The sequence below is a fragment of the Rhizobium sp. RCC_161_2 genome (genome assembly GCF_041355235.1).
Lineage (GTDB): Bacteria > Pseudomonadota > Alphaproteobacteria > Rhizobiales > Rhizobiaceae > Rhizobium.
This window is the reverse complement of the sequence record NZ_JBFUPL010000006.1, coordinates 107,989-128,493: the sequence shown is the minus strand read 5'-3', so window position 1 is coordinate 128,493 and position 20,505 is coordinate 107,989. Positions and strand designations below refer to the sequence as shown.

General features: G+C 60.8%; 20 protein-coding genes and 1 pseudogene. 12 read left to right on the top strand and 9 right to left on the bottom strand.

Annotation, left to right across the window (positions count from 1 at the left end):
• Positions 1-8: 8 nt before the first annotated feature.
• The 6 genes from AB6803_RS17180 to AB6803_RS17155 form a co-directional block, all read right to left on the bottom strand.
• Positions 9-1,100 carry a glycine betaine/L-proline ABC transporter ATP-binding protein gene (locus tag AB6803_RS17180; RefSeq protein ID WP_371110021.1) on the bottom strand — a complete coding sequence of 364 codons (1,092 nt, stop codon included), beginning with the start codon at positions 1,098-1,100 and terminating at the stop codon, positions 9-11.
• A 94-nt stretch (positions 1,101-1,194) separates the two neighbouring features.
• The gene (locus AB6803_RS17175; protein ID WP_371110020.1) at positions 1,195-2,046 is read right to left on the bottom strand and encodes a glycine betaine ABC transporter substrate-binding protein; all 852 of its coding nucleotides are present in this window, start codon (positions 2,044-2,046) and stop codon (positions 1,195-1,197) included.
• Positions 2,047-2,125: 79 nt separating this feature from the next.
• Positions 2,126-3,472 carry an NAD(P)/FAD-dependent oxidoreductase gene (locus AB6803_RS17170; protein ID WP_371110019.1) on the bottom strand — a complete coding sequence of 449 codons (1,347 nt, stop codon included), beginning with the start codon at positions 3,470-3,472 and terminating at the stop codon, positions 2,126-2,128.
• Positions 3,469-4,986, bottom strand: coding sequence for an aldehyde dehydrogenase (locus AB6803_RS17165; RefSeq protein WP_371110018.1), 1,518 nt, complete (start codon positions 4,984-4,986; stop codon positions 3,469-3,471). Before AB6803_RS17165 ends, AB6803_RS17170 begins: the two co-directional genes overlap by 4 nt.
• Positions 4,979-5,890, bottom strand: a complete 912-nt coding sequence (locus AB6803_RS17160) for a dihydrodipicolinate synthase family protein (RefSeq protein WP_371110017.1) — start codon at positions 5,888-5,890, stop codon at positions 4,979-4,981. The genes AB6803_RS17165 and AB6803_RS17160 overlap by 8 nt, the downstream gene beginning before the upstream one ends.
• Positions 5,887-6,597, bottom strand: coding sequence for a GntR family transcriptional regulator (locus tag AB6803_RS17155; protein WP_371110251.1), 711 nt, complete (start codon positions 6,595-6,597; stop codon positions 5,887-5,889). Before AB6803_RS17155 ends, AB6803_RS17160 begins: the two co-directional genes overlap by 4 nt.
• 291 nt (positions 6,598-6,888) lie before the next feature.
• On the opposite strand from AB6803_RS17155, the gene greA reads away from it, so the two are divergent.
• Positions 6,889-7,371: a transcription elongation factor GreA gene (gene greA, locus AB6803_RS17150; RefSeq protein WP_371110016.1), complete on the top strand. Its 483-nt coding sequence runs from the start codon at positions 6,889-6,891 to the stop codon at positions 7,369-7,371.
• 313 nt (positions 7,372-7,684) lie between these two features.
• Here greA and AB6803_RS17145 read toward each other — a convergent pair whose 3' ends face one another.
• From AB6803_RS17145 to AB6803_RS17135, 3 genes are read right to left on the bottom strand one after another with little or no spacing between them, the layout of a single operon-like run.
• The gene (locus tag AB6803_RS17145) at positions 7,685-8,308 is read right to left on the bottom strand and encodes an ATP-dependent Clp protease proteolytic subunit (RefSeq protein WP_371110015.1); all 624 of its coding nucleotides are present in this window, start codon (positions 8,306-8,308) and stop codon (positions 7,685-7,687) included.
• Positions 8,309-8,352: 44 nt separating this feature from the next.
• On the bottom strand, positions 8,353-8,712 hold the full coding sequence (locus tag AB6803_RS17140) for an SRPBCC domain-containing protein (protein ID WP_371110014.1): 360 nt from the start codon (positions 8,710-8,712) through the stop codon (positions 8,353-8,355).
• Entirely contained in the window at positions 8,709-9,023 is a 315-nt protein-coding gene (locus AB6803_RS17135; protein WP_371110013.1) for an ArsR/SmtB family transcription factor, read from the bottom strand. The genes AB6803_RS17140 and AB6803_RS17135 overlap by 4 nt, the downstream gene beginning before the upstream one ends.
• 186 nt (positions 9,024-9,209) lie before the next feature.
• Between AB6803_RS17135 and AB6803_RS17130 the strand changes: the two genes are divergently transcribed.
• The 11 genes and pseudogenes from AB6803_RS17130 (at position 9,210) to AB6803_RS17080 (ending at position 20,460) form a co-directional block, all read left to right on the top strand.
• Entirely contained in the window at positions 9,210-10,169 is a 960-nt protein-coding gene (locus AB6803_RS17130; protein WP_371110012.1) for an MYG1 family protein, read from the top strand.
• 271 nt (positions 10,170-10,440) lie between these two features.
• Positions 10,441-11,304 carry a DMT family transporter gene (locus AB6803_RS17125; RefSeq protein WP_371110011.1) on the top strand — a complete coding sequence of 288 codons (864 nt, stop codon included), beginning with the start codon at positions 10,441-10,443 and terminating at the stop codon, positions 11,302-11,304.
• 406 nt (positions 11,305-11,710) lie between these two features.
• The gene (locus tag AB6803_RS17120; RefSeq protein ID WP_371110010.1) at positions 11,711-12,511 is read left to right on the top strand and encodes a class I SAM-dependent methyltransferase; all 801 of its coding nucleotides are present in this window, start codon (positions 11,711-11,713) and stop codon (positions 12,509-12,511) included.
• A 90-nt stretch (positions 12,512-12,601) separates the two neighbouring features.
• Positions 12,602-13,633, top strand: a complete 1,032-nt coding sequence (locus tag AB6803_RS17115) for a prephenate dehydratase domain-containing protein (protein ID WP_371110009.1) — start codon at positions 12,602-12,604, stop codon at positions 13,631-13,633.
• The gene (locus tag AB6803_RS17110; RefSeq protein ID WP_371110008.1) at positions 13,630-15,057 is read left to right on the top strand and encodes an FAD-binding oxidoreductase; all 1,428 of its coding nucleotides are present in this window, start codon (positions 13,630-13,632) and stop codon (positions 15,055-15,057) included. The genes AB6803_RS17115 and AB6803_RS17110 overlap by 4 nt, the downstream gene beginning before the upstream one ends.
• Before the next feature lie 36 nt (positions 15,058-15,093).
• Complete coding sequence (locus tag AB6803_RS17105) at positions 15,094-16,320, top strand: alpha-hydroxy acid oxidase (protein WP_371110007.1); 1,227 nt, start codon at positions 15,094-15,096, stop codon at positions 16,318-16,320.
• Between the two features lie 39 nt (positions 16,321-16,359).
• On the top strand, positions 16,360-17,340 hold the full coding sequence (locus AB6803_RS17100) for an ABC transporter substrate-binding protein (RefSeq protein ID WP_371110006.1): 981 nt from the start codon (positions 16,360-16,362) through the stop codon (positions 17,338-17,340).
• Positions 17,337-18,269, top strand: a complete 933-nt coding sequence (locus AB6803_RS17095; protein ID WP_371110005.1) for an ABC transporter permease — start codon at positions 17,337-17,339, stop codon at positions 18,267-18,269. Before AB6803_RS17100 ends, AB6803_RS17095 begins: the two co-directional genes overlap by 4 nt.
• Complete coding sequence (locus AB6803_RS17090) at positions 18,269-19,066, top strand: ABC transporter ATP-binding protein (RefSeq protein WP_371110250.1); 798 nt, start codon at positions 18,269-18,271, stop codon at positions 19,064-19,066. Before AB6803_RS17095 ends, AB6803_RS17090 begins: the two co-directional genes overlap by 1 nt.
• A 73-nt stretch (positions 19,067-19,139) precedes the next feature.
• Entirely contained in the window at positions 19,140-19,703 is a 564-nt protein-coding gene (locus tag AB6803_RS17085) for a MarR family winged helix-turn-helix transcriptional regulator (protein ID WP_371110004.1), read from the top strand.
• A gap of 144 nt (positions 19,704-19,847) precedes the next feature.
• Positions 19,848-20,460 (top strand): annotated as a pseudogene (locus tag AB6803_RS17080) (transposase).
• Positions 20,461-20,505: the final 45 nt, after the last annotated feature.

Here is a 20,505-nt window from a genome sequence, read left to right as displayed (position 1 = left end):
GATACGGATTATGCCGCGCCAAGTTCGTCAGGTTGCGTGCCTTTGACGCCTCGCAGGAGACTTCGGGTGGTGACGACGCCGATGACAGAGCCGCTATCGACCACCGCGATGCCATCGCGATCGGACTGCATGGTGAGACCGATCAGCTCGTCGATGTCCGCTTCCGGCGTCGTGGTCGTCAGCGTCGCGATATCGGAATTCAGATAGACCCGTTGATACTCAGCGACCGAACTCATGACCGAGTGGGCCTTGACGAGGTGGAGACGGGATATGCCGGCGACGAATTCCGCCACGTAATCATCTGCGGGATTGAGGACGATCTCCTCAGCCGTGCCGACCTGGATGATGACACCATCCTTCATGATCGCGATCCGGTCTCCGATGCGGATCGCTTCGTCCAGATCGTGGGTGATGAAGACCGCCGACTTTCCCAGCTCCTTCGTCAGCTGCCGAAACTCATCCTGAAGCTGGCGTCGGATCAACGGATCGAGCGCGCTAAAGGGCTCGTCCATCAGAATGATTTCCGGGTTGGCGGCAATTGCACGAGCGAGGCCCACGCGCTGCTGCATGCCGCCTGACAGCTCTGCCGGGTAACGAGACAGCCAGTCGGCGAGGCCCACCTTCTCGAGCGCCTCGGCCGCTATCTTGTTGCGCTCCGATTTGCCGATCCCCTGAACCTCCAGCCCAAAGGCAGCGTTCTCGAGAACCGTTCGATACGGCAGAAGGGCTACGCTTTGAAACACCATTCCGATGTGACGGGCTCTCGTCCGGCGGAGGTCCGCGGCGCTCAGCGTGGCAAGGTCTTGCCCCTTCACGAGCACCTTGCCAAGGCTCGGCGCGATCAGCCTGTTGAGAAGCCGGATGAGCGTGGATTTTCCGCTGCCGGACAATCCCATGATGCAGAAGATCTCGCCGCGACGGACCTGAAGGCTGGCATTGGAGACGCCGACAACGCAGTTGTAATCCTGAAGGACCTGCTTCTTGGTCAGCCCTTTTTCCACCACAGCTTTTACGGCCGCGCCGGCCTTGTCGCCGAAGATCTTCCAGATCGACTGGCAGTCGATCAAAATGTCGCTGTTGCCGATATCCGATTTGTTCATCTCGATCCCCTGGAACCAGTTCAAAGCTGGCTTCTCTTGTCGACTGATGTTGGGATTGACCGCCCGGAGAAGGACCGGGCGATCAATCCGTCGGTTAGTTCTTCTTGATGTTCTCCCAACGCTTCAGGAGATCCGCGTGGCTATCCGTCCAGTCCTTGACGGCCTGGTCCATGGTCTTGCCGTCCTTGACCGCGCCGTTGATGGAGGTGATGTCCGCGATCGGGACGTAGACACTGGCCATGACTTCGCGCGCATGCGGGTGGTCCGCCGAGAAGCCTTTGTGGCCGATCCAGTAGTAGCTCTGCGGCGGCGGGAAGACGCCCTTCGGGTCCTTGAGGTACTTCACCTCGTACTTCTGGACCATCCATGACGGTTCCCAGATCGTGACAGCGATCCATTCCTTGCGGTCATAAGCCGACTTCAGCGCTGCCGACATGGCGGCTGTGCTACCCTCGACAAGCTGGAGCTTGAGACCGTAGTCCTTGACTGCATTCGAGGCATCGCGCATCAGGCCAGAGCCCGGCTCGATACCGATGATCTTGCCGCCGAACTTGTCGGCGTTTTCGTTGAGCTGTTCGAGCGAGTCGATGGGCACGTATTTTGGAACGGCGATGCCCTGATAGAGACCGTGCGAGACGGGTGAAATCTTCTCGAGGCGGTTCTTGTTCTTGTCCCAGTAGTCCTGGGCCACATAGTCGGTCTGTGAGGCCAGGACCTGGATGTCGCCCTTGCTGAGCGCAGCGTAAGCAATGCCCCATTCGGAGAATTCGGTTACCTTGACGGTGTAACCGGCATCCTCAAGCACCTTCTTGGTAATCCCGGTGATCGGCGTCAGGTCTTCCCACGACAGCGTCCCCATCATGATCGTCTTTTCTTCCGCGTGTGCCGGCAGCATGGTCATTCCGACCATCGCAGCGGCGCATAATGCTTTCCACAATGTCTTCACGGCTTTTCTCCTAGTTTTTTGTTCCCATTTTTACCGAGGACCTGGCGTGCCCGGTCTTCGCCATTGCGCGGCTGAAGGGTCATCCTTCGCGGCCAGCACGCAATTCCTGCAATCGGATCACCGAGTTGATGCCGAGCCATGCGAACGGTTTCGGCGGCAGCCTCGCAGGCTGCGGGTGATCCATGTATTGTTCGAGATGCCGGGATGTGGTCCCGGTCGCCAGTTCGGCCGCCATCATCCCGGCCAGGGTGCTCTTCACGGTTCCGAGCCCGTTTTCGCAGCAGGCGGAGTAAAGCCCTTCGTCGATCTCGCCGAAGGCGGGTACGTGGTTCCGGCTAAGGCAGAGCCGCCCCGCCCAGCTATGTGCGAACGGTATGTCCTTCAGACCCGGAAACCGCGCATCCAGCGAGCTCCTGTGCTCTTCGGCCATCCTGGCCATGCGCCGGTCCGTTACGCTGATGGTCGTCTCGTAGGTGTATTTGGTGCGGATCGCGATGCGCGACTGTCCGCCGGAGCTAATCTTGCGAACCGTCGCGCCCATCGCATCCGCTGGAAGCAGCGCCCATCTATCACGCCCCGAGACATCGCGGCCGAAGTCTTCCGCCGGAAACGGCGCGGTCATCGAGGCGTAGGCGAAGATGTGCATCAGACGGCCGCGGAAATGGCCGAAATCTTCTATGTGGCTGTTAACGCCCAGTATCACCTTGGGCGCAGTGACCGTTCCGCGCGCGGATGCAGCCGTCCAGGTCCCATTCTCTCGCGCGAGCGACGTGACGGGCGAACGCTCGAAGATATCCACCTTGCTCAAAAGCCCGGCGGCAAACTGGCGGATATAGTCCGCCGGCTGGATCAGGACCGCGCCCGGCGTATAAAGCCCGCCGAGATAGTAGTCCGATCCGGTGATCTCGCGCATCTCGGCCGCGTCGAGGAAGGCATGCTCCTCGCCCGCGCCCTTCAGGGACTGGCCGAAACTCGAGTTCAGCTTCATGCCCCGCGCCGTTGCTGCGGCATTGATCTTGCCCGAGGGGTCGAAAGTCTCACGCGACATTCCGTATTCGGCCGCCGCCTGCGTGGCGAATGCGATCGCAGAGCGGTTTTGAGCCATCTCCTGTCGGGTGGCGTCCGTGCCGCCACTCGAATATTCGCCGGAGGAGAGATTGTGCGGAACATCAATCATGAAGCCCGAATTTCGGCCCGCGGTGCCCTTGCCCGCTTCGCTCGCCTCCAGAATGACGATCCTGTCATCCGGGCGAAGCTCGAGCAGGCGACGCGCGGCGGAAAGGCCTGCAAAACCGGCGCCGATGATCAGCCAGTCCGCCGTCACGTCGCCTTCCAGGCTCCGGACCGGAAACGAACGCTGACTGAGCGCCTCCCAGCCCGAGATGCCGTTTTCCACCGGCAGACGCTTAACGGACTTGGTGGTCATCTGACCGTCTCGTCCACCGACCGATCCGAGACATCGATCCAGATCGTCTTCAGCTCGGTGTACTGGTCGTGCGCGTGGATCGACTTGTCGCGCCCGCCAAAGCCCGACTCCTTGAAGCCGCCAAACGGCGTGGTCGCGTCGCCCTCGCCAAAGCAATTGACGGTCACCACACCCGCGCGGATTTCGCGGGAAAGCTTGATCGCATTGCGAAGGCTGCCGGTATAAACCGATGCCGCCAGGCCGTAGGGCGTATCGTTGGCCAGTGCGATGGCTTCCGACAGGGTGCTGAAGGTGGTGACCGACAGGATCGGTCCGAAGATTTCTTCCTGAAACAGGCGACTGTCTCGACCGACGCCATCGATCACCGTCGGCTCCACAAAGATCGACTTGTCAGTCTGACCGCCAAACATCACGGAGAGCTTCTCCTTGGCGGCGTGATCGAGATAGGATTTCACCTTCTCGAAATGCTCCGGGCTCACCAGTGAACCGACACGGTTTTCCGGATCGAGCGGATCTCCCATCTTCCAGTCACGCAGATAGGCGCCGACACGCGTCAGCAACTCATCCTTGATCGAGGCGTGAACGATGAGTCTTGAGGTCGCCGAGCAGCTCTCGCCCATGTTCCAAAATGCACCGGCCACGACCTGTTCGGCGACGAGATCGATGTCTTCGCAATCGTCCATGACGACGGCAGGGTTCTTGCCGCCACATTCCAGCACGATGCGTTTCAGGTTGCTGTCGGCGGCGTAACGAAGGAACCGTCTTCCGGTCGTCGTCGAGCCGGTGAAGCTGACCATGTCTACATGCTTGTGCAGACCGATCGGCTCCCCGACATCCTTGCCGGTCCCGGTGACGATGTTAAGGACCCCCTCAGGAATGCCGGCTTCATGGGCCAGTTCGGCAACACGCAAGGTCGTCAATGAGGTCTGCTCGGCCGGCTTCACGATCACGGAGCATCCCGCGGCAAGTGCGGGCCCGATCTTCCAGGCCAGCATCAGCAATGGGAAGTTCCATGGCAGAACGCAACCGACGACGCCGATCGGTTCGCGCACGACAAGCGTCAAGGCGTTCGCGCCGACGGGAGCGGTGTTGTCGTAGATCTTGTCGATCAGTTCCGCATGCCAGCGGATCGTGTGGATGGTGTCCGGCACGTCGACAGTCTGGCATTCACGGATCGGCTTTCCGCTATCAAGGCTCTCCAGGACCGCCAGCTCATGGCTGTTTTCCTCCAAGAGCTTTGCGAATTTGAGGAGAACCGTCTTGCGTTCTCCAGGCGAACGCAGGTGCCAGCGACCGTCGTCAAAGGCTTCCTTGGCCTTGCTGACGGCATAGTCGACATCTTCGGCATCGCAGGCAGCGACGGAGGTCAGGACTTTGCCGGTGGCAGGGTTGATCGTCTCGTAGGTTCTTCCGGATGCGGCCGGACGAAACGCGCCGTTGATAAAGGCGTTTCCGGGAAGCTCGAGCGTCTGCGCTATTGCTGCATATTCACCCGCGGTCAGAACGTCATGCATGGTTGGCTCCCGATGTGATCTGCGCAACCGTGCGCTTGAGATTGGCGACGACGGTTTGAAAGGCGCGTTTCTCTTCGGAATTGAGGGGACGAAGCGGTGCCCGGACCGGACCAACCTTCAGTCCGCTCAACTCGCAACCAAACTTGATCGACTGCACGAACTTGCCGCCATCCAGCGCGTTCATGAAGGGAAGCATCGCGGACATGATCCGGCGACCCTTGTCGAAATTCTTTTCGAGAACGCACGCCTCGTAGAGCGCGACGTGCTCCCGCGGCAGGAAGTTTGAGCCGGCGCAAACCCAGCTTTGCGCGCCCCAGGCGAAGAATTCGAGCGCCTGGTCATCCCAGCCGCAGGACAGGCCGATATGTGGGAAGTCGCGTGCCAGCATATGGACGCGCGCCATATCGCCGGAGGCTTCCTTGATGGCGATGACGTTCTTCGACTTGCCGACGCGGGAGAAGTATTCCTCGCCCATGGAAACGCCCATGCGGGCGGGATAGTTATAGAGCATGATAGGCAGATTAGCGGCCCGATCGATCGCAAGCGCGTGGACTGCATTTTCCCGATCGGTCGGCATGGCATAGGGAGGAGAGGAGACGAGGATTGCGTCTGCGCCGATTTCCCTGGCTGCCTTGGCGTAGGCGACGGAGTCCTCGGTGCGCGTCGCACCCGTGCCGACAATCAGTGGCATCCGGCTTCCAAGGACATCCTTCGCATGGGCTGCGAGATTGAAGCGCTCCTGGGCTGTCTGGGCATAATACTCGCCGGTCGATCCACCAACGATGATGCCATGAACCTTGGCCTCGACGAGGGACTCCAGGACGTCGGCAAATGCTTGCCTGTCAATAGTGCCGTCGGCCGCATAGGGCGTAACCGCCGGCGGGTAGATGCCTTCAAATTTCACGACTGTTTCTCCAACGATGCGGAAACGGTTCCCACGAGCGCGTCCGCCTTCAATCCTTCAGGTGCGATGAACATCTCCATGTTCTCGCGGGAGAGTTCCCAATGCTCGAAAACAAGATCGACCACGGCGTCTTCATCATGCGCGGCGATCGCGGCAATGAAGCCGTCGTGATGTTCGACCGACAGCCTCAAGCGGGTGTTCATGTTTTCGTTGCGTGGCCGGAAGAACGTATGACCGATGCGGGCGTGATCGATGAGAAGCCGTCCGAGGCTGGGCTGCAGGTAAACATTGCCCGACATCTCGCCCATGATCTCGTGAAAGCGATTGTTCTCCAGAACCATGGCAAGCGGGTCAGTGGATTGGCTTGCCGCGCGAAAGCGCTCCTGGGTATCCTTAAGATCGGAAAGCTGTCTGGGCTTGAAGTTCTGGACCGCCAGACGGCCGATCGCCGCGTAGATCATCGGAGCGACGAGAAAGAAGTTCCTGAGCGTCGAGTGGTTCATCGGGATGACCCGAGCACCTCTGTTTTCGCGGATGTCGATATATCCTTCACCCGCAAGACGGCGAAAAATCTCCCGCACCGGCGTGCGCGAAAGCCCGTAGCGCTCGCTTAGAGTTGCCTCGTCCAGGTCCTCGTCCGGATCAAGCTCCATGGTCAGGATCTGGCGCTTCAGGTCGTCGTACAGACTGTTTTTGCTGCTTTTCATCGAGAACCTCCGGACAGTTTGGTGCCACTCCAAGGCGCGCTTGATGGCCGATGTCAGAAAGTTTGCATGGGTTTCGGCATGAGTCAACAAAATTGTATTTTTTAAGTACACAATAGCAATATTATAGAAATACAATTTATGGAGCTTGCGCTCCCGCTCTCGCACCTTGAAGGGCACGGATCGGTCACGATTGGCGATCGGCCTGTTGTCGGTGTATGGATGGTTCCGAAAAGCGTGGGACTATCGCCCCATCGGCTGCAAGACCGCATCGCACCTGGACGGAGTTAGACATTGGCCGTTGCCTTCACCAAGGAAGAGAGTTTCGAAACTGCTTCGGAAACCCTGCTGCCTGACCGTCCGGTTTCACCGCACCCGAACCTGGTGACGGAAGCGGGATTGAAGGCTCTGGAGTCGCAGCTCCAGCTCGCTCGCGAGGCCTATGTTGCCGCAAGCACAATCGAAGACGTGAATGAACGACGCCGGCAAGCGGCAAGCCCCTTGCGCGATACGCGCTACTTTGCAGAAAGAGTTCGCACGGCTCAGCTTGTTCCCGCCCCCAGTTCAATCGACATTGTTGGCTTTGGCAGCACGGTGACCTTCAGCCGTAACGATGGGCGCGTGCAAACGTATCGTATCGTCGGAGAGGACGAAGCGGATCCTAAGGCTGGATCGATTTCCTACGTCTCCCCGGTGGCAAGGCTTTTGATGGGCAAAGCCGTTGGGGATGTCGTGGGGGCGGGCGATCAAGAACTCGAGATCATTGCCATCTCGTAGACGTCCATTTGGTCGCCGTGCAAACGCCGCGGTGATACAGGCTGGTGCTGGGAGGGCGGGAGAAACCCCTCTGCTCCTCTCGGAGCCCCAGCTGATCCCCTCGCCAAGTCGTTTACCTCCCGGCCTGGCTGAGAGCACCACCTGCTTAGCTCCATCGGCTCAGCCTGCGCAAGTTTATGGATTCACGTAGTCTCCAACCAAAATGCGGAAACCAAGTAGATGACAGTGCTGCATCGGACCGCCGCATGCATTTCCCGCCGAATATATCTCCGAGAGGCGTCAGTCGCCTTGATCGGGAAAGCCCCGATCGCAATCAGGTCTCTGCGGCTACGTCCGGATCTTCTTCGCGCACCTGCAATATGCGGTCGATAAGACCCCACTCCAGTGCTTCTTCCGCTGTCATGAAGTGGTCGCGATCCATCGCGCGCTCGAACGCCTCATAGCTGCGTCCGCAATGCTCGGCATAGAGCCGCGTCATGCGATGCTTGGTTTTCTTGATCTCCTCGGCATGGATAAGCATGTCTGAGGCCTGTCCCTGGAAGCCACCTAGCGGTTGGTGAATGTGGATGCTGGCGTTGGGTAAGGCGGTCCGCCCGCCGGGCTGACCCGCCATCAACAGGAACGATCCCATCGAGCGCGCCGTTCCCATGCAGAGCGTATGCACTGGCGCGCGGATGTAGCGCATGGTGTCATACATGGCGAGGCCGCTGGTCACGACGCCGCCCGGCGAATTGATATAGAGATGGATCGGCCTCTTCGGGTTTTCCGCTTCAAGAAAGAGGAGTTGTGCACAGACGAGCGCCGAAACACCGTCGTTCACCTCGCCGTTGAGGAAGATGATCCGTTCTCGCAAAAGGCGGGAGTAGATGTCGAAAGACCGCTCTCCTCGGCTGGATTGTTCGACGACCATAGGGACGAGTTGCATCGCTTCGCGCATGGGCGAATTCCTTTTTTCCAGATTTTCTTGGGAGAACCGAAGTCTCAGGCGGCGCGCATGACGCACAGCCGGTTGCTGTTTGCAGCCCTTGGCGGACGACGTTCTAGTCGGGCGTCCGCCAGCTCATGAATGATCTTAAGTCTGGTGCCGCCAACGGCATTGGGCCTGATCTGAAGCGTCACGATGCTTTCGAGGAAGGGCGGCTCGCCGTCCCGCATTCTGTAGCGAATTTCCTCACCCGGTGCCGAAGACACCGGATTGGGGTCAGCCAGGTCTCCTTTCGGCAGCCATCTCTCGCGAAACGCGGGAATGCTGATCGCTCGCCAGACCTTTTCGGGTGGCGCGTCGAGCTGATATTCCTGCACGAGGTCTTTCGTCTGCTCGTCGGCCTCGATGTCGATCATTGGTCCATATCCTTCAGCAAGGTTTTCAGAGCATCGATGCGCGCCGGCCAGTAGGCGCGATACTTCGCCAGCCATCCGGCGATGAGTACCAGGCCATCCGGATCGACCTCGTAGTTCACGAACCGGCCCTGCCGTTCTTCCCGTACCAGTCTTGCATTGCGCAGAACCGAAAGGTGCTGTGACATGGCCGGCTGGCTGATCTTCATGCCTTCGCGCAAGGCGCTGGCATTCATGCTGCCGGTCGCCAGTTTCTCAAAGATCGCGCAGCGGGTCGGGTCGGCCAGAGCCTTGAAAATATCGGTCTCGATCATGCAAACACATAAGCACACACTTATGAGATTCGCAAGCTCAATATAGGCTTGAAGAGTGTCACGAGCTTATATGGCCGGGTCAACGCACTCAAATGAGTGAATGACGGGTTGAGATGACATCCAGCAACGGCTATCTGGTGCCAACCCTAGAAGCCCCCCTTTGCGAATAACAAGGTGCATCCCGGCATGATCCCAGATTTCCTCGTCACCCATTCCGGTGGCTTCCATGCTGACGAACTGCTGTCCAGCGTCATCCTGACCCGACTTTTCCCGCAGGCTCGTATCATCCGCAGCAGGGCGCCGGAATGGATCACGCCCGGCGCCGACCGGATCATCTACGATGTCGGCGGACAATATGATGCCGCAGAGCGGATTTTCGATCACCATCAGCGCGGAGCACCGCTGCGGGAGAATGGCCAGCCCTACAGTTCGTTTGGATTGATCTGGAAGCATTATGGTCGTGATTATCTTGCCGCCTTGGGCCTTTCGGAAGCGCATATCGAGGCAGTGCACACCTCTTTCGATACCGGCTTTGTGCTGCCGGTCGATCTGGTGGACAATGGCGCACTTAGCCCCTCCGTCGCAGGGCAACTGGCCGGGCTCACGCTGCCGGCCCTGCTGGAAACCTTGAAGCCCGTTTTTGACGAGACCGACCCCAAGGCTGAAGACCGCGGGTTCGAAAATGCCCTTTCCATTGCTCGTAGTTTCGTCGAGGCACGGATAGGTCAAATCGCCGCAAAATTGCGGGCCGAGGCGCTTGTGCATCAGGCAATCGAGGATACGGGCCATGGCCGCATCCTGGAGCTTCCAATGGGAATGCCCTTCCGTCCGGCCATCGTGAAGGCGGGCGCCGATCATCTGCTGTTTGTGGTTCACCCGCGCGACAAGGATTGGTGCCTGACCGGCATCCGCCGCGCGGACGAAGGGTTTGAGCTGCGCGCGGATCTGCCCGCGGCCTGGGCCGGTCTCACCAATGACGATCTGGAGGCGGCTTGCGGCGTCAAGGGGGCGAGTTTCTGCCATAATGGCCGCTTCATCGCGGCTGCGAAGACCCGCGAGGCTGCTCTTGCCATGGCAGATTTGGCGGTAAACGAGGCCATCTCCGGCGGCCTAGGTCAAACGGCGGCGACTGAACTGGCCCGGTAAGCACTCAAGTTCCGATTCTGCCGCGCAAAACAGTCGAGTGTACCATCGATGGACTCTAGTGAACCATCGGCCGCCTGCTCGAGCTCTTCACATCTATAGGATGCCGAAGAACGAAGGGCGGATCGCCAGTGTGTTTTCATAATAGTTGCATTTTACAAATAAATAGAGAATCTTTTGAGGATCGGCTATTCGATCCGGCGTCGTTGTGCCGACCGAGTCGTCGAATAGGCAATGACGCTGTCGAGGGAGGCGCGTCGGGAAAGGATGTCAGATGACCACAGCCCTTTTTCTTGCAACCGTCCTGTTCTGGGGGTCGGGAGCGATCGTAACGTCGCTCCAGGCAAGTGCCGCAGCACCAGAACTTTCCGTGGCGATTCGTATGCTTCTCGTCGGCATGTGTGTGCTTGGATATACATTCGCTACGGGCAAACCAGTCACGATCGCGCGGGATGACCGCATCTGGGTCGCGTCACAAGGGGTGCTGTTCTTTGGTCTGGCGTTCATCGCTTTCTACAAGGCAACGAAGGGGGTGCCCAGCGGGATCGCGGCGTTGGTCTTGTCGAGTTCGTCACTGTTCGCGGCTCTCACCGGGAGCGTGCTCTTAAATTTGCGGATCAGCCGTCGAGCGATGATCGGTATTGGCTGTGGCCTCGCCGGTCTTGCGATTGTCGCTGCACCGCAGATCTTTGCACTGCATCTCGATCCGCACACCCTGGAAGGCTTCGTTTGGGCCGGCGTCGCCGCAGTTGCGACGGGTGCGGGAACGGCGATCGCAGCACGCAACCAACGGCGCGGCGTGCCGATCATGGTGCTGATGGGCTGGGGTGCGTTTTGCGGCAGTGGCTTCGCATTCGCCTGGACGATCATGGCTGGAGCATCCTTTACCGTGGCCCTCACACCCAGTTATGTCGCGCAATTAGCCTATCTTGCGATCGTTGCATCTTGTGCCACCTTCTTCATGTATTTCACGCTGGTCGAGAAAGTCGGCCCAGCACGAGCTGCTTATGCGCTCTCGGTGGTACCGATCGTGGCCATCGCATTATCGGTCTTGTTCGAAGGGCTGCATGTCGACCTGCATCTTGCCTTCGGTGGTGCGACGATTCTCATCGGGAATATCTTGGTACTGAACGCCTGAAGGCAGGCGCCCCTGCGGCGTTCTTCCCGAAGGCTGTCAATTCGGATCCCGCTTGAGGTTCTAATCCACATTCAATGTGGCCGAGATCAAGGCCGCGGCCTGTGTGTAGACGCATGAAGACGGAAGAGGTCCAATGGCTCGCCACCTTCCGGCTCGACCATAGCGGCGGTAACCATCACGTCGACCGAGCGCGCGTCGAAAATCGAAATAACGATATCAAATTTGCCCCAATTTGCGCTAATTGCATAAATTTTATGCATGTCTATTTTACTTGCAAATAGCAATTGATTTCCAATAAAATGTATGATGTACTTTTATCATTAAGAGCAATCCAGACGAGAATTGCTCGCTAACATTGAAATTGAGGAGATGCTCAGGTCACCGCAACACTTGGAGGCATGTGGCCATGTATATGTCACCCTCAGCAATCGAGCCCGAGGTTGTTTTTTCCGGCCGCCGTTCGGCGACCTATCGTGATGCGCTTCATCTATTTCCGGATGTCTGGCGCGACGACATTGATTTGATGCGCAGATTTTTGCATCCGCTGACCGGTAAGCGCGTTCTGGAGATTGGTGCGGGGAACGGCCATTTTAGCCGGGCCATCGCTGAAGATCTCGGCCCTACCGGCCTTCTGGTCGCGACCGATCCTTCGACCGAGCAGCTTGATGATCTCGAAGCCGAGGCTGGTGGCCGGATCAAGGTGTTCGGCCAGGCAGCCCATACGCTCGACCTGCCGATCCGCAATTTCGATGCCGCCTGGTCTCGCGGCGCCGTGCACCATATTTCCGACAAGACCGCCGCGTGGAAGGCGGTTGCCGCTCACATGCAGCCCGGAGGTCGGTTTGTGATCGCCGACATCTTTGCCGGCACCCGGGTTGCCGCCTATTTCGACGATTTTATCGCGCGGAGTTGCTGCACCGGTCACGAGGTTGCATTTCTGTCGCGGGAGTTCGCCACGAGCCTGTGCGCGCTCACGGGTTGGGAAGAGCCGCGTTTCACTGATGTCACCACGCGCTGGCGTTTCAGGACCAAAGCCGATCTCGGTCATTTCCTCTGGCTGCTGTTCTCCGCAACGGAGGCCTTCAGCGATGATGACTGTCTGATAGCCGCCGAGCGCCATCTCGACGTCGTCGCCGATGGCAAGGGCATTGCTTTGCTCTGGCCGATGACGGTCATGGAAACGACACGGCTGCCGATCCGCAATTGAACCATAGACGCCTGCCGATGCTGCCGCGGAACGGACTGGCTCCAGTCGTGGCATATCCTGGCTGCGCGTCAAATTCCGGAGATTGCCATTATGACGTTGTCTGCAGCCCATAATGAATCCGGGGCTTTGCCGCCCTCGATCGTTCTTGACCCGCAGGCCGAGCGGTTCTCCTCGGGTGAGGGCTGGTTGAAATCGGATGGGGTGGTCCATTCCGTTGGCTATAACGGTCGGCCCGGCGCCTTCGCGGACGTTGCCTGCCGAGCGGCCTTCCCAGCCGCAACCCGCATCGCCATGCCAAGCCTCGAAGCGGCGGTGCGGAGCGTCGCGCATGGTGAGGTCGATCGTATCCTTCTGCCCTGCGAGAATAGCCTGGTGGGTCGTGTCCCGGATGTTCACAGGCTCGTACCCGATAGCGGTCTTCACATCGTCGGCGAGCATTTTCAGCGTGTCGAGCATTGCCTGATGGCACCGCGAGGGGCTTCGCTTGCCGGCATCCGGCGCGTCCATTCCCATCCAGTGGCGCTTGGTCAAATTAGCCGGCTCATCGCCGCTCTCGATCTCGAGGTTGTCGCGGCTTCGACGACATCGCACGCCGCCGAGATCGTCGCGCTACGCGATGACCCGAGCGAGGCGGCGATTGCGTCCGATGTTGCCGCCGACCTCTATGGATTGCAGGTTCTCAAGCGCAACGTCGAGGACGATCCGCACAATACAACGCGGTTCTATGTCCTTTCCGCCGAACCGCAGCCACTCGAAAACGAACCCCAGCCACTGACGACCATCGTGTTCCGCACCGAGAATCGGCCGGGCTGCCTCTACCACGCCATTGCCGGTTTCGCCGACAGTGGCATCAATATGACCAAGCTCGAGAGCTATCTTGTCGGCGGTCAGTTCGTACCGTCGCGCTTCCTGTGCGAGTTCGAGGGCGACCCGCGCATGCCCGCCGTCGCCGCCGCGCTCGGCATTCTCGGCCAGCACGCCCGTGAGATTGTCGTGCTCGGCACTTTTCCGATGGCCGGCCATCATCTGCGGACCCGCAGCGATGAGACACTCCGTCCTCGGGGGAACGAACCGCCTCCGGCATTTCAATGGACCGATGATCAGACGGAGGGTGGGCGATGACGGCCGCGACCAACCTGTCCGGGGGCCGCGATGACCATCTGCGCGGAGCGATCGACCGTCTGAAGTCGCATTTCGGCGATCGGCTAACCACGGCCGTGGCCGTTCGTGATCAGCATGGCCGCGACGTGAGCTGGCATCTGCCGCATCCGCCTGACGCGGTGGTGTTTCCGGAAACGGCCGAGGAGGTGTCGCGGATCGTCGCCATCTGCCACACGTTCGACATACCGGTAATCCCCTTCGGAACGGGCACCTCCTGCGAGGGCCATGTCGCCGCTCTGCAGGGCGGCGTTTGCGTCGACCTTTCGCGGCTTGACCGGATCCTGGCTGTCCAACCGGACGATATGACCGCCACCGTGGAAGCGGGGGTGACCCGCAAGCGGCTCAATGCCGAGCTGCGTGATACGGGCTTGTTCTTTCCCGTCGATCCGGGCGCCGACGCCTCGCTCGGCGGCATGGCCTCGACGCGTGCCTCCGGCACCAACGCCATGCGCTACGGCACGATGAAGGACAATGTCATCTCGCTTGGCGTGGTCTTGCCCAACGGTGATCGGATCCGGACCGCCAGCCATGCCCGCAAGTCGGCCGCCGGCTACGACCTGACAAGGCTTTGGGTCGGATCGGAGGGCACGCTTGGTATTGTCACCGATGTAACGGTCAAGCTGCATCCGATTCCGGATCACGTTGTTGCGGTCTCGGCCAGTTTCTCGACGCTGGAGCAGGCGGTCGGCTTCGTGCTTGTGGCGACACGGCTCACCGATACGCTGGCGCGCATCGAGTTGCTCGACGAGCTGCAGGTCGAAGCCGTAAACCGCTACTCGAAACTGGCCTTGCCGGTCGAACCGACATTGTTCATCGAGCTGCATGGCAGCCGCGGCGCGGTCGACGCGGCACTGCCGTTGGTCGAGGAGGAGGCGCATGCGGCCGGAGCGAGCCGGTTCGAGACGGCGGTTTCGGCCGAGGCGCGCAGCCGGTTGTGGCAGGCCCGGCACGATATCTGGTGGGCCAATCTCGCGCTCCGTCCCGGCGCGAGCGCCCTTCCGACCGACAGTTGCGTGCCGGTCTCGCGACTGGTGGAGGCCATTCTCGCCGCCAAGGCTGATGTGAGCGAACTCGGTCTTGTCGCACCGATCTGCGGCCATGTCGGTGACGGCAATTTCCATCTTTGCGTGCTTTTCGATCCCGCCGATCCGGACGAGCGCCATCGCGTCGAGGTGTTGAGCAAGCGGCTCGCCAGCCGCGCCATTGCTCTTAACGGCACCTCGACCGGCGAGCATGGCATAGGCCACGGCAAGATGGCCGCGCTTGTCGCCGAGCACGGTCAGGCCGTCCGCGTGATGGCCGCGATCAAGCGCGCCATCGACCCTCACAACATCATGAACCCCGGCAAGATCTTCACTCTCGCCGAGGCTCCCCCTTTCAGTTGAATGAGACGTGTATTTCAGGGAGGCACAAGAAAATTCATGTCCGAACGACCACAAGGTCCGGCCTCGATTGCCGAGTTCCGCATAGCCGCGCAACGAGCGTTACCGAAAATGATTTTCGATTTCTTCGATGGTGGCGGCGGTATGGAATTGACGCTTTCCGAAAACCGGGCCGCCCTCGACCGGATTCGCCTCGTCGGTTCGGCCCCGGTTGACGTCGGCAATCGTTCCGCGGCGATCACGCTGTTTGGCAAACCCATGGCGATGCCGGTCATCATTGGTCCGACCGGGCTTGCCGGCGCGGCCTGGCCCTGGGGCGATCTTGCGCTTGCGCGCGCGGCCGGCCGCGCCGGTATTCCCTTCGTCATGAGCTCGGCGGCAACCGCTACGATGGCGGCCGTTGGCGCTGCGGGCGAGGGGCGCAAATGGTTCCAGCTCTATCTCTTCCGCGACCGCAAGGTGAGCCTCAGGCTCCTGGAACGGGCCGAAGCGCTCGGCTTCGAGGCAATCGAAATCACGGTGGACAATGCCGTTCCCGGCCGACGCTTGCGCGACGCGCGCAACGGGTTTTCGCTGCCGTTTCGCTGGACGCCGAAGAAGCTCCTGAGCCTTGCCAGCCATCCCGGCTGGGCGCTGCGAATGGCGCGTGCCGGTGCGCCGCGGCTTGAGGTCATGGCGGCCGAGTTCGACCTCAGGTCCGCCGGCACCATTGCCGAGGTGATGGAACAGCAGCTCGACCCCACCGTCTCCTGGGATGATATCGCCTTCATACGCGACCGCTGGAAGGGTCCCTTGATCCTGAAGGGCCTGCTCGATCCGGCGCAGGGCGCGCGGGCAGCGGAACTGGGGCTTGACGGCATCGTCGTCAGCAACCACGGCGGCCGTCAGCTCGACGGTGCCGTGGCAAGCATCGACATCCTGCCGGAATTCGTCGCAGCCGTCGGTGGCCGGCTGGCCATTCTGGTCGACAGCGGGTTTCGCAGCGGCACCGATGTCGTCAAGGCGCTCGCCCTTGGCGCCACCGCCGTACAGATCGGCCGCGCTACGCTCTATGCGCTCGCAAGCGGCGGGGAGGAGGCAGTCTTTCGGGCGCTGGGCATCATCGCCGGCGAACTCGATGTTGCGCAGGCGATGATGGGCTCACCGACCATCGCCGACATCGGCCCCGCGAGGCTCCGCCTGCCGCCGCCACTCGTCCAGGCCGAGCGGGTAGTGGTCCCCCGTGAGCCTGCCTTGTCCCGTCCACAGGCATTCGTTGCCGCTTGAACAAATCTTCCCAAGTACTCATCCCGAGGAGATCATCCCATGCGCCGTAGAACTGCTCTCTTTCATGCCCTCGTCCTGTCAGCCTTTCTTGTACCGTTGTCCGCAGCGACGGCATTTGCCGCCGGCAAGACGGTAGCGCTTACCTATATCGTCGAGCACCCTGCTATCGACGCGGCGCGCAAGGGCATTGTCGACGCGCTTGCCGATGCCGGTTTCGTGGACGGCAAGACCATCACTCTCGATGTGGCGAGCGCGCAGGGGAGTATGCCGACGCAGACACAGATCGCCAAAACTTTCGCCGGCAAATCACCGGACCTGATCGTTGCCATTTCGACGCCCTCGGCACAGGCCTGTCAAGCTGCGGCAAAGGGTGCGATCCCGATCGTGTTCTCAGCCGTCACCGATCCGGTCGCCGCCAAACTGGTCGACAGTTTTGCCCGTCCTGACGGTGCATTGACCGGCACCAGCGACAAACAGCCCTTGAATCTGACCTTTGAGCTGATCCACAAATTGACACCGGGCGCGACCAAGGTCGGCGTGATTTACAATGCCGGCGAAGCCAATTCCGTAGCGCAGGTCGCCGACATGAAGATCGAGGCCGAAAAGCTCGGCCTGAGCATTATCGAGGCGACGGCGGCACAGTCAGCCGGCGTGCCGGATGCCGCGCGCAGTCTCGTCGGCAAGGCCGACGTCATTCTGTTGCCGACCGACAGCACCGTGGTTTCGGCGGTCGAAAGCGTGGTTAAGGTTGGCGTCGACGCAAGGATCCCGGTCTATGCCAGCGATACCAACTCGGTCGAACGAGGCGCCATGGCGGCGCTCGGCTTCAATTATTACAAGCTCGGTCGGCTGACTGGAGAGATCGCGGCCAAGGTGCTGAACGGCGCCAAGCCTGGCGATATCCCGGTCGGCACGCTCGATAGCGAGGATCTCTATCTGAATGCCGTATCGGCCAAGAAGATGGGAGTAACACTGTCCGAGGCGGTTACACTGGGCGCGGCGAAGGTGATCGCACAATGAGCCTGATCGCCCTTTCCGGAGCCTGTGAGGCGGGCCTGCTGTTTGGCCTCGTCGCCCTTGGCGTCTATCTCTCGTTTCGGGTGCTCGACTTCCCGGATCTGACCGTCGACGGCAGTTTCCCGCTCGGTGCATCGGTTGCAGCCTCGGCGATCGTGGCTGGCGTTCCGCCGATCATCGCGACTTTCCTCGGCTTTGCCGCCGGTGCGCTCGCGGGCCTCACCACGGCTTTCCTGTCGGTCCGGTTGAAAATCATGAACTTGCTTGCCGGGATACTGACTATGGTTGCGCTGTTCTCCATCAACCTGCGCGTCATGGGCAAGCCGAACGTATCGCTCTACGGCGTCGACACCATATTCTCCTGGATTGACGGGATCGCGGCACTCGGGGTCTGGGCCAATACGGTGCTGCTCCTTTGCATCGTCGTCGCCGCAAAGCTCGCGGTCGATTGGTTCCTGGCCACAAAGATCGGGCTGGCGCTGCGCGCGACCGGCGCCAATCCGAGGATGGCCGAAGCGCAGGGCGTCGACAACGGCCGCATGATCATGCTCGGCATGGCGCTTGCCAACGGCCTCGTCGGCCTTGCCGGAGCGCTCTATGCCGAGAGCCAGGGTGTGGCCGACGTCTCCATGGGTATTGGTACCATCGTGACGGGCCTTGCCGCCGTGATCATCGGCGAGACCGTCGTGGGCGCGGGATCGGTCATGCGGGCGACGCTCGGCTGCATCCTCGGCGCGCTGATCTATCGCCTGGTCATCGCGCTGGCGCTCGACGGCGGGGTGATTGGGATCCAGGCGCAGGATCTGAACCTCGTTACGGCGGTCGTGGTCGCGGTTGCCGTTGTTGCCTCCAAGGCGCGCCTGAGGAAGCTGCCGGCGTTGAGGCGGTCGCGGTTTACGGAACCATCAAAGGTAGAAGGAACGGCCACATGATGCTCAATCTCGACACTGTGTCGGTCACCTTCAATCCCGGGACTGCCCTTGAAGTGGCCGCGCTGCGTAGCGTGTCGCTGGCGATCCCGGAGGGGCAGTTCGTGACCGTGATCGGCAGCAATGGCGCCGGCAAATCGACGCTCCTGTCGGCTATCGCCGGTGCGATCATGCCCAATCGCGGTCGGATCGTCATCGACGGTGTTGACGTGACGCGTCTGCCGACCCAGGCGCGTGCCCGTTTCATCGGACGGGTCTTCCAGGACCCGCGGGTCGGCACCTGCGAGGTGCTGACCGTTGAGGAGAATCTTGCGCTTGCCGACGCCCGTTCCGGGCGGCGCGGATTTTCGCTCGCGCTTGGCGGCCGCGCGAACCGTGCGCGGTTCGAGGAGCAGCTCGCCGGTCTTGGCCTCGGGCTTGAGACGAAACTTAAGGCGCGCATCGGTACGCTTTCCGGTGGTCAGCGCCAGGCGGTGAGCCTGCTCATGGCGACACTGCTGCCGATGAAGCTTCTTCTTCTCGACGAGCATACGGCGGCGCTCGATCCGAAGGCCGCGGCGCGCATTCTGACGCTCTCGGCGGAGATTAGCGAAAGCCAGCGCCTGACCACGCTCATGGTTACGCACAGCATGCGTCACGCGCTCGATCACGGTCAGAGAACGGTCATGATGAGTGGCGGCCGCATCGTGCTCGACGTCGCGGGCGAGACTCGCGCCGGCTATAATGTCGCCGATCTGATTGCTCTCTTCGGTGCGGCGAGCGGCAGCGAGGTCGCGGAAGATCGCCTTCTGCTCGGTTGATGAGCACCACAGCGAGAGCCGCGCTGGCGGCCCGTTGCTTGTTTTTGGTCCTGTGTTGGAATAAATCTGCAATATGCAAATAAAAGACGATTTGTCAGACGCCATGGTGGAGGAACGCGAGGGGGAACAGACGGAGAAGCCCGTCTTCCGACTCGACCGCTGGATTCCCTACCGCATGTTTCTGGTGGCCAGCGGCACGGCGGAACTGCTCGCGTCCTATTATGGACCGCGTTACGGCCTGTCCCAGGCGTCCTGGCGGATTCTCGCCATCGCCGGTGGCCGGCCGGGCCTTTCCAGCAAGGAGATTTGCCATGCCGGCGCGCTCGATCAGTTCGCCGTCAGTCGTGGCATTGCGCAACTGGTCTCGCTCGGCTTCGCCCGCCGCAATGCCGGCGCCGGCGACCGGCGTTTCTCCGCGGTCGAACTGACGCCGGAAGGTTACAAGGTGCTCGAAGAGATCGTTGCCATCGGCCAGGCCATGGAAGCGCGCATTCTGGAGAGCCTCTCTGAGGGCGAGCGCGAAAGTCTGCACTCCATGCTTGACCGTATCGAGGATGCCTGCGCCGGCGCGGTCGCGCGCGGTTGGCACGCGGTCGCGTCGGATGCTCGCACTGCAGCCTCGGGGGACGACCAATAGGGACGGAAACGAACCCGGCGAACCCATGGCTTCGCGGATAAGGGGCTTCAGGGTGTGCCGCGCTGGTGGGAATTGGTGCAGGGATCAAATTTCAACGTTTAGCATCTATGTGGCCGGGATCGAAAATAGGCTGGTCGATCCCGCATGCCGCACAAACATAACGCCGCCCGCCGCCATCACATCGGTAAGATGCAGTTCAAAGTGACGAACTGGGCGGAGTATGAGGCGGGCCTTCGCCGCCGTGGCAGTATGACCCTTTGGGTAACGCCGGAAGCACTTGGCGGTTGGGCTGCCCACGACGCAAGACGAGAGGAGGCCAGCCTCTCTATTCGGATCTGGCAATGATCAGATCGACGATGAGATCAGCCAGTTCACCGCCGATGGAGCTTATGATGGCACTCCAACCTACGACGCAGTTCCCCGTCACAGCGCAGGCGCAAAGGTCGTCATTCCACCGCGCTCGAACGCGGTGGAACGGCCCAACATCCAAGCCGCATGCCAGAGAGACGACCATATCGCCTCCCTGCAGATAGATGGCCGGCTGACATGGCAGGCGTCCACCGGTGATGGCAAACGAGCTTTGGTTGAAACTGCGATCGGTCGATACAAAGGCATCGTTGGACCGCGTTTGCGTGCTCGGTCATTCCTTGCTTAACAGACAGAAGCTGCGATCGGAGTTGCCATCCTGAACCGAATGCTTGCCTGCGGACGCCCGAAATCCGTTCGCTGCCCAGCCTCGGCGGGAGCAACCAAATAAGCGGGGCCATCAAAGACCAAATTCCGCTCATGTGCTGATCCATGC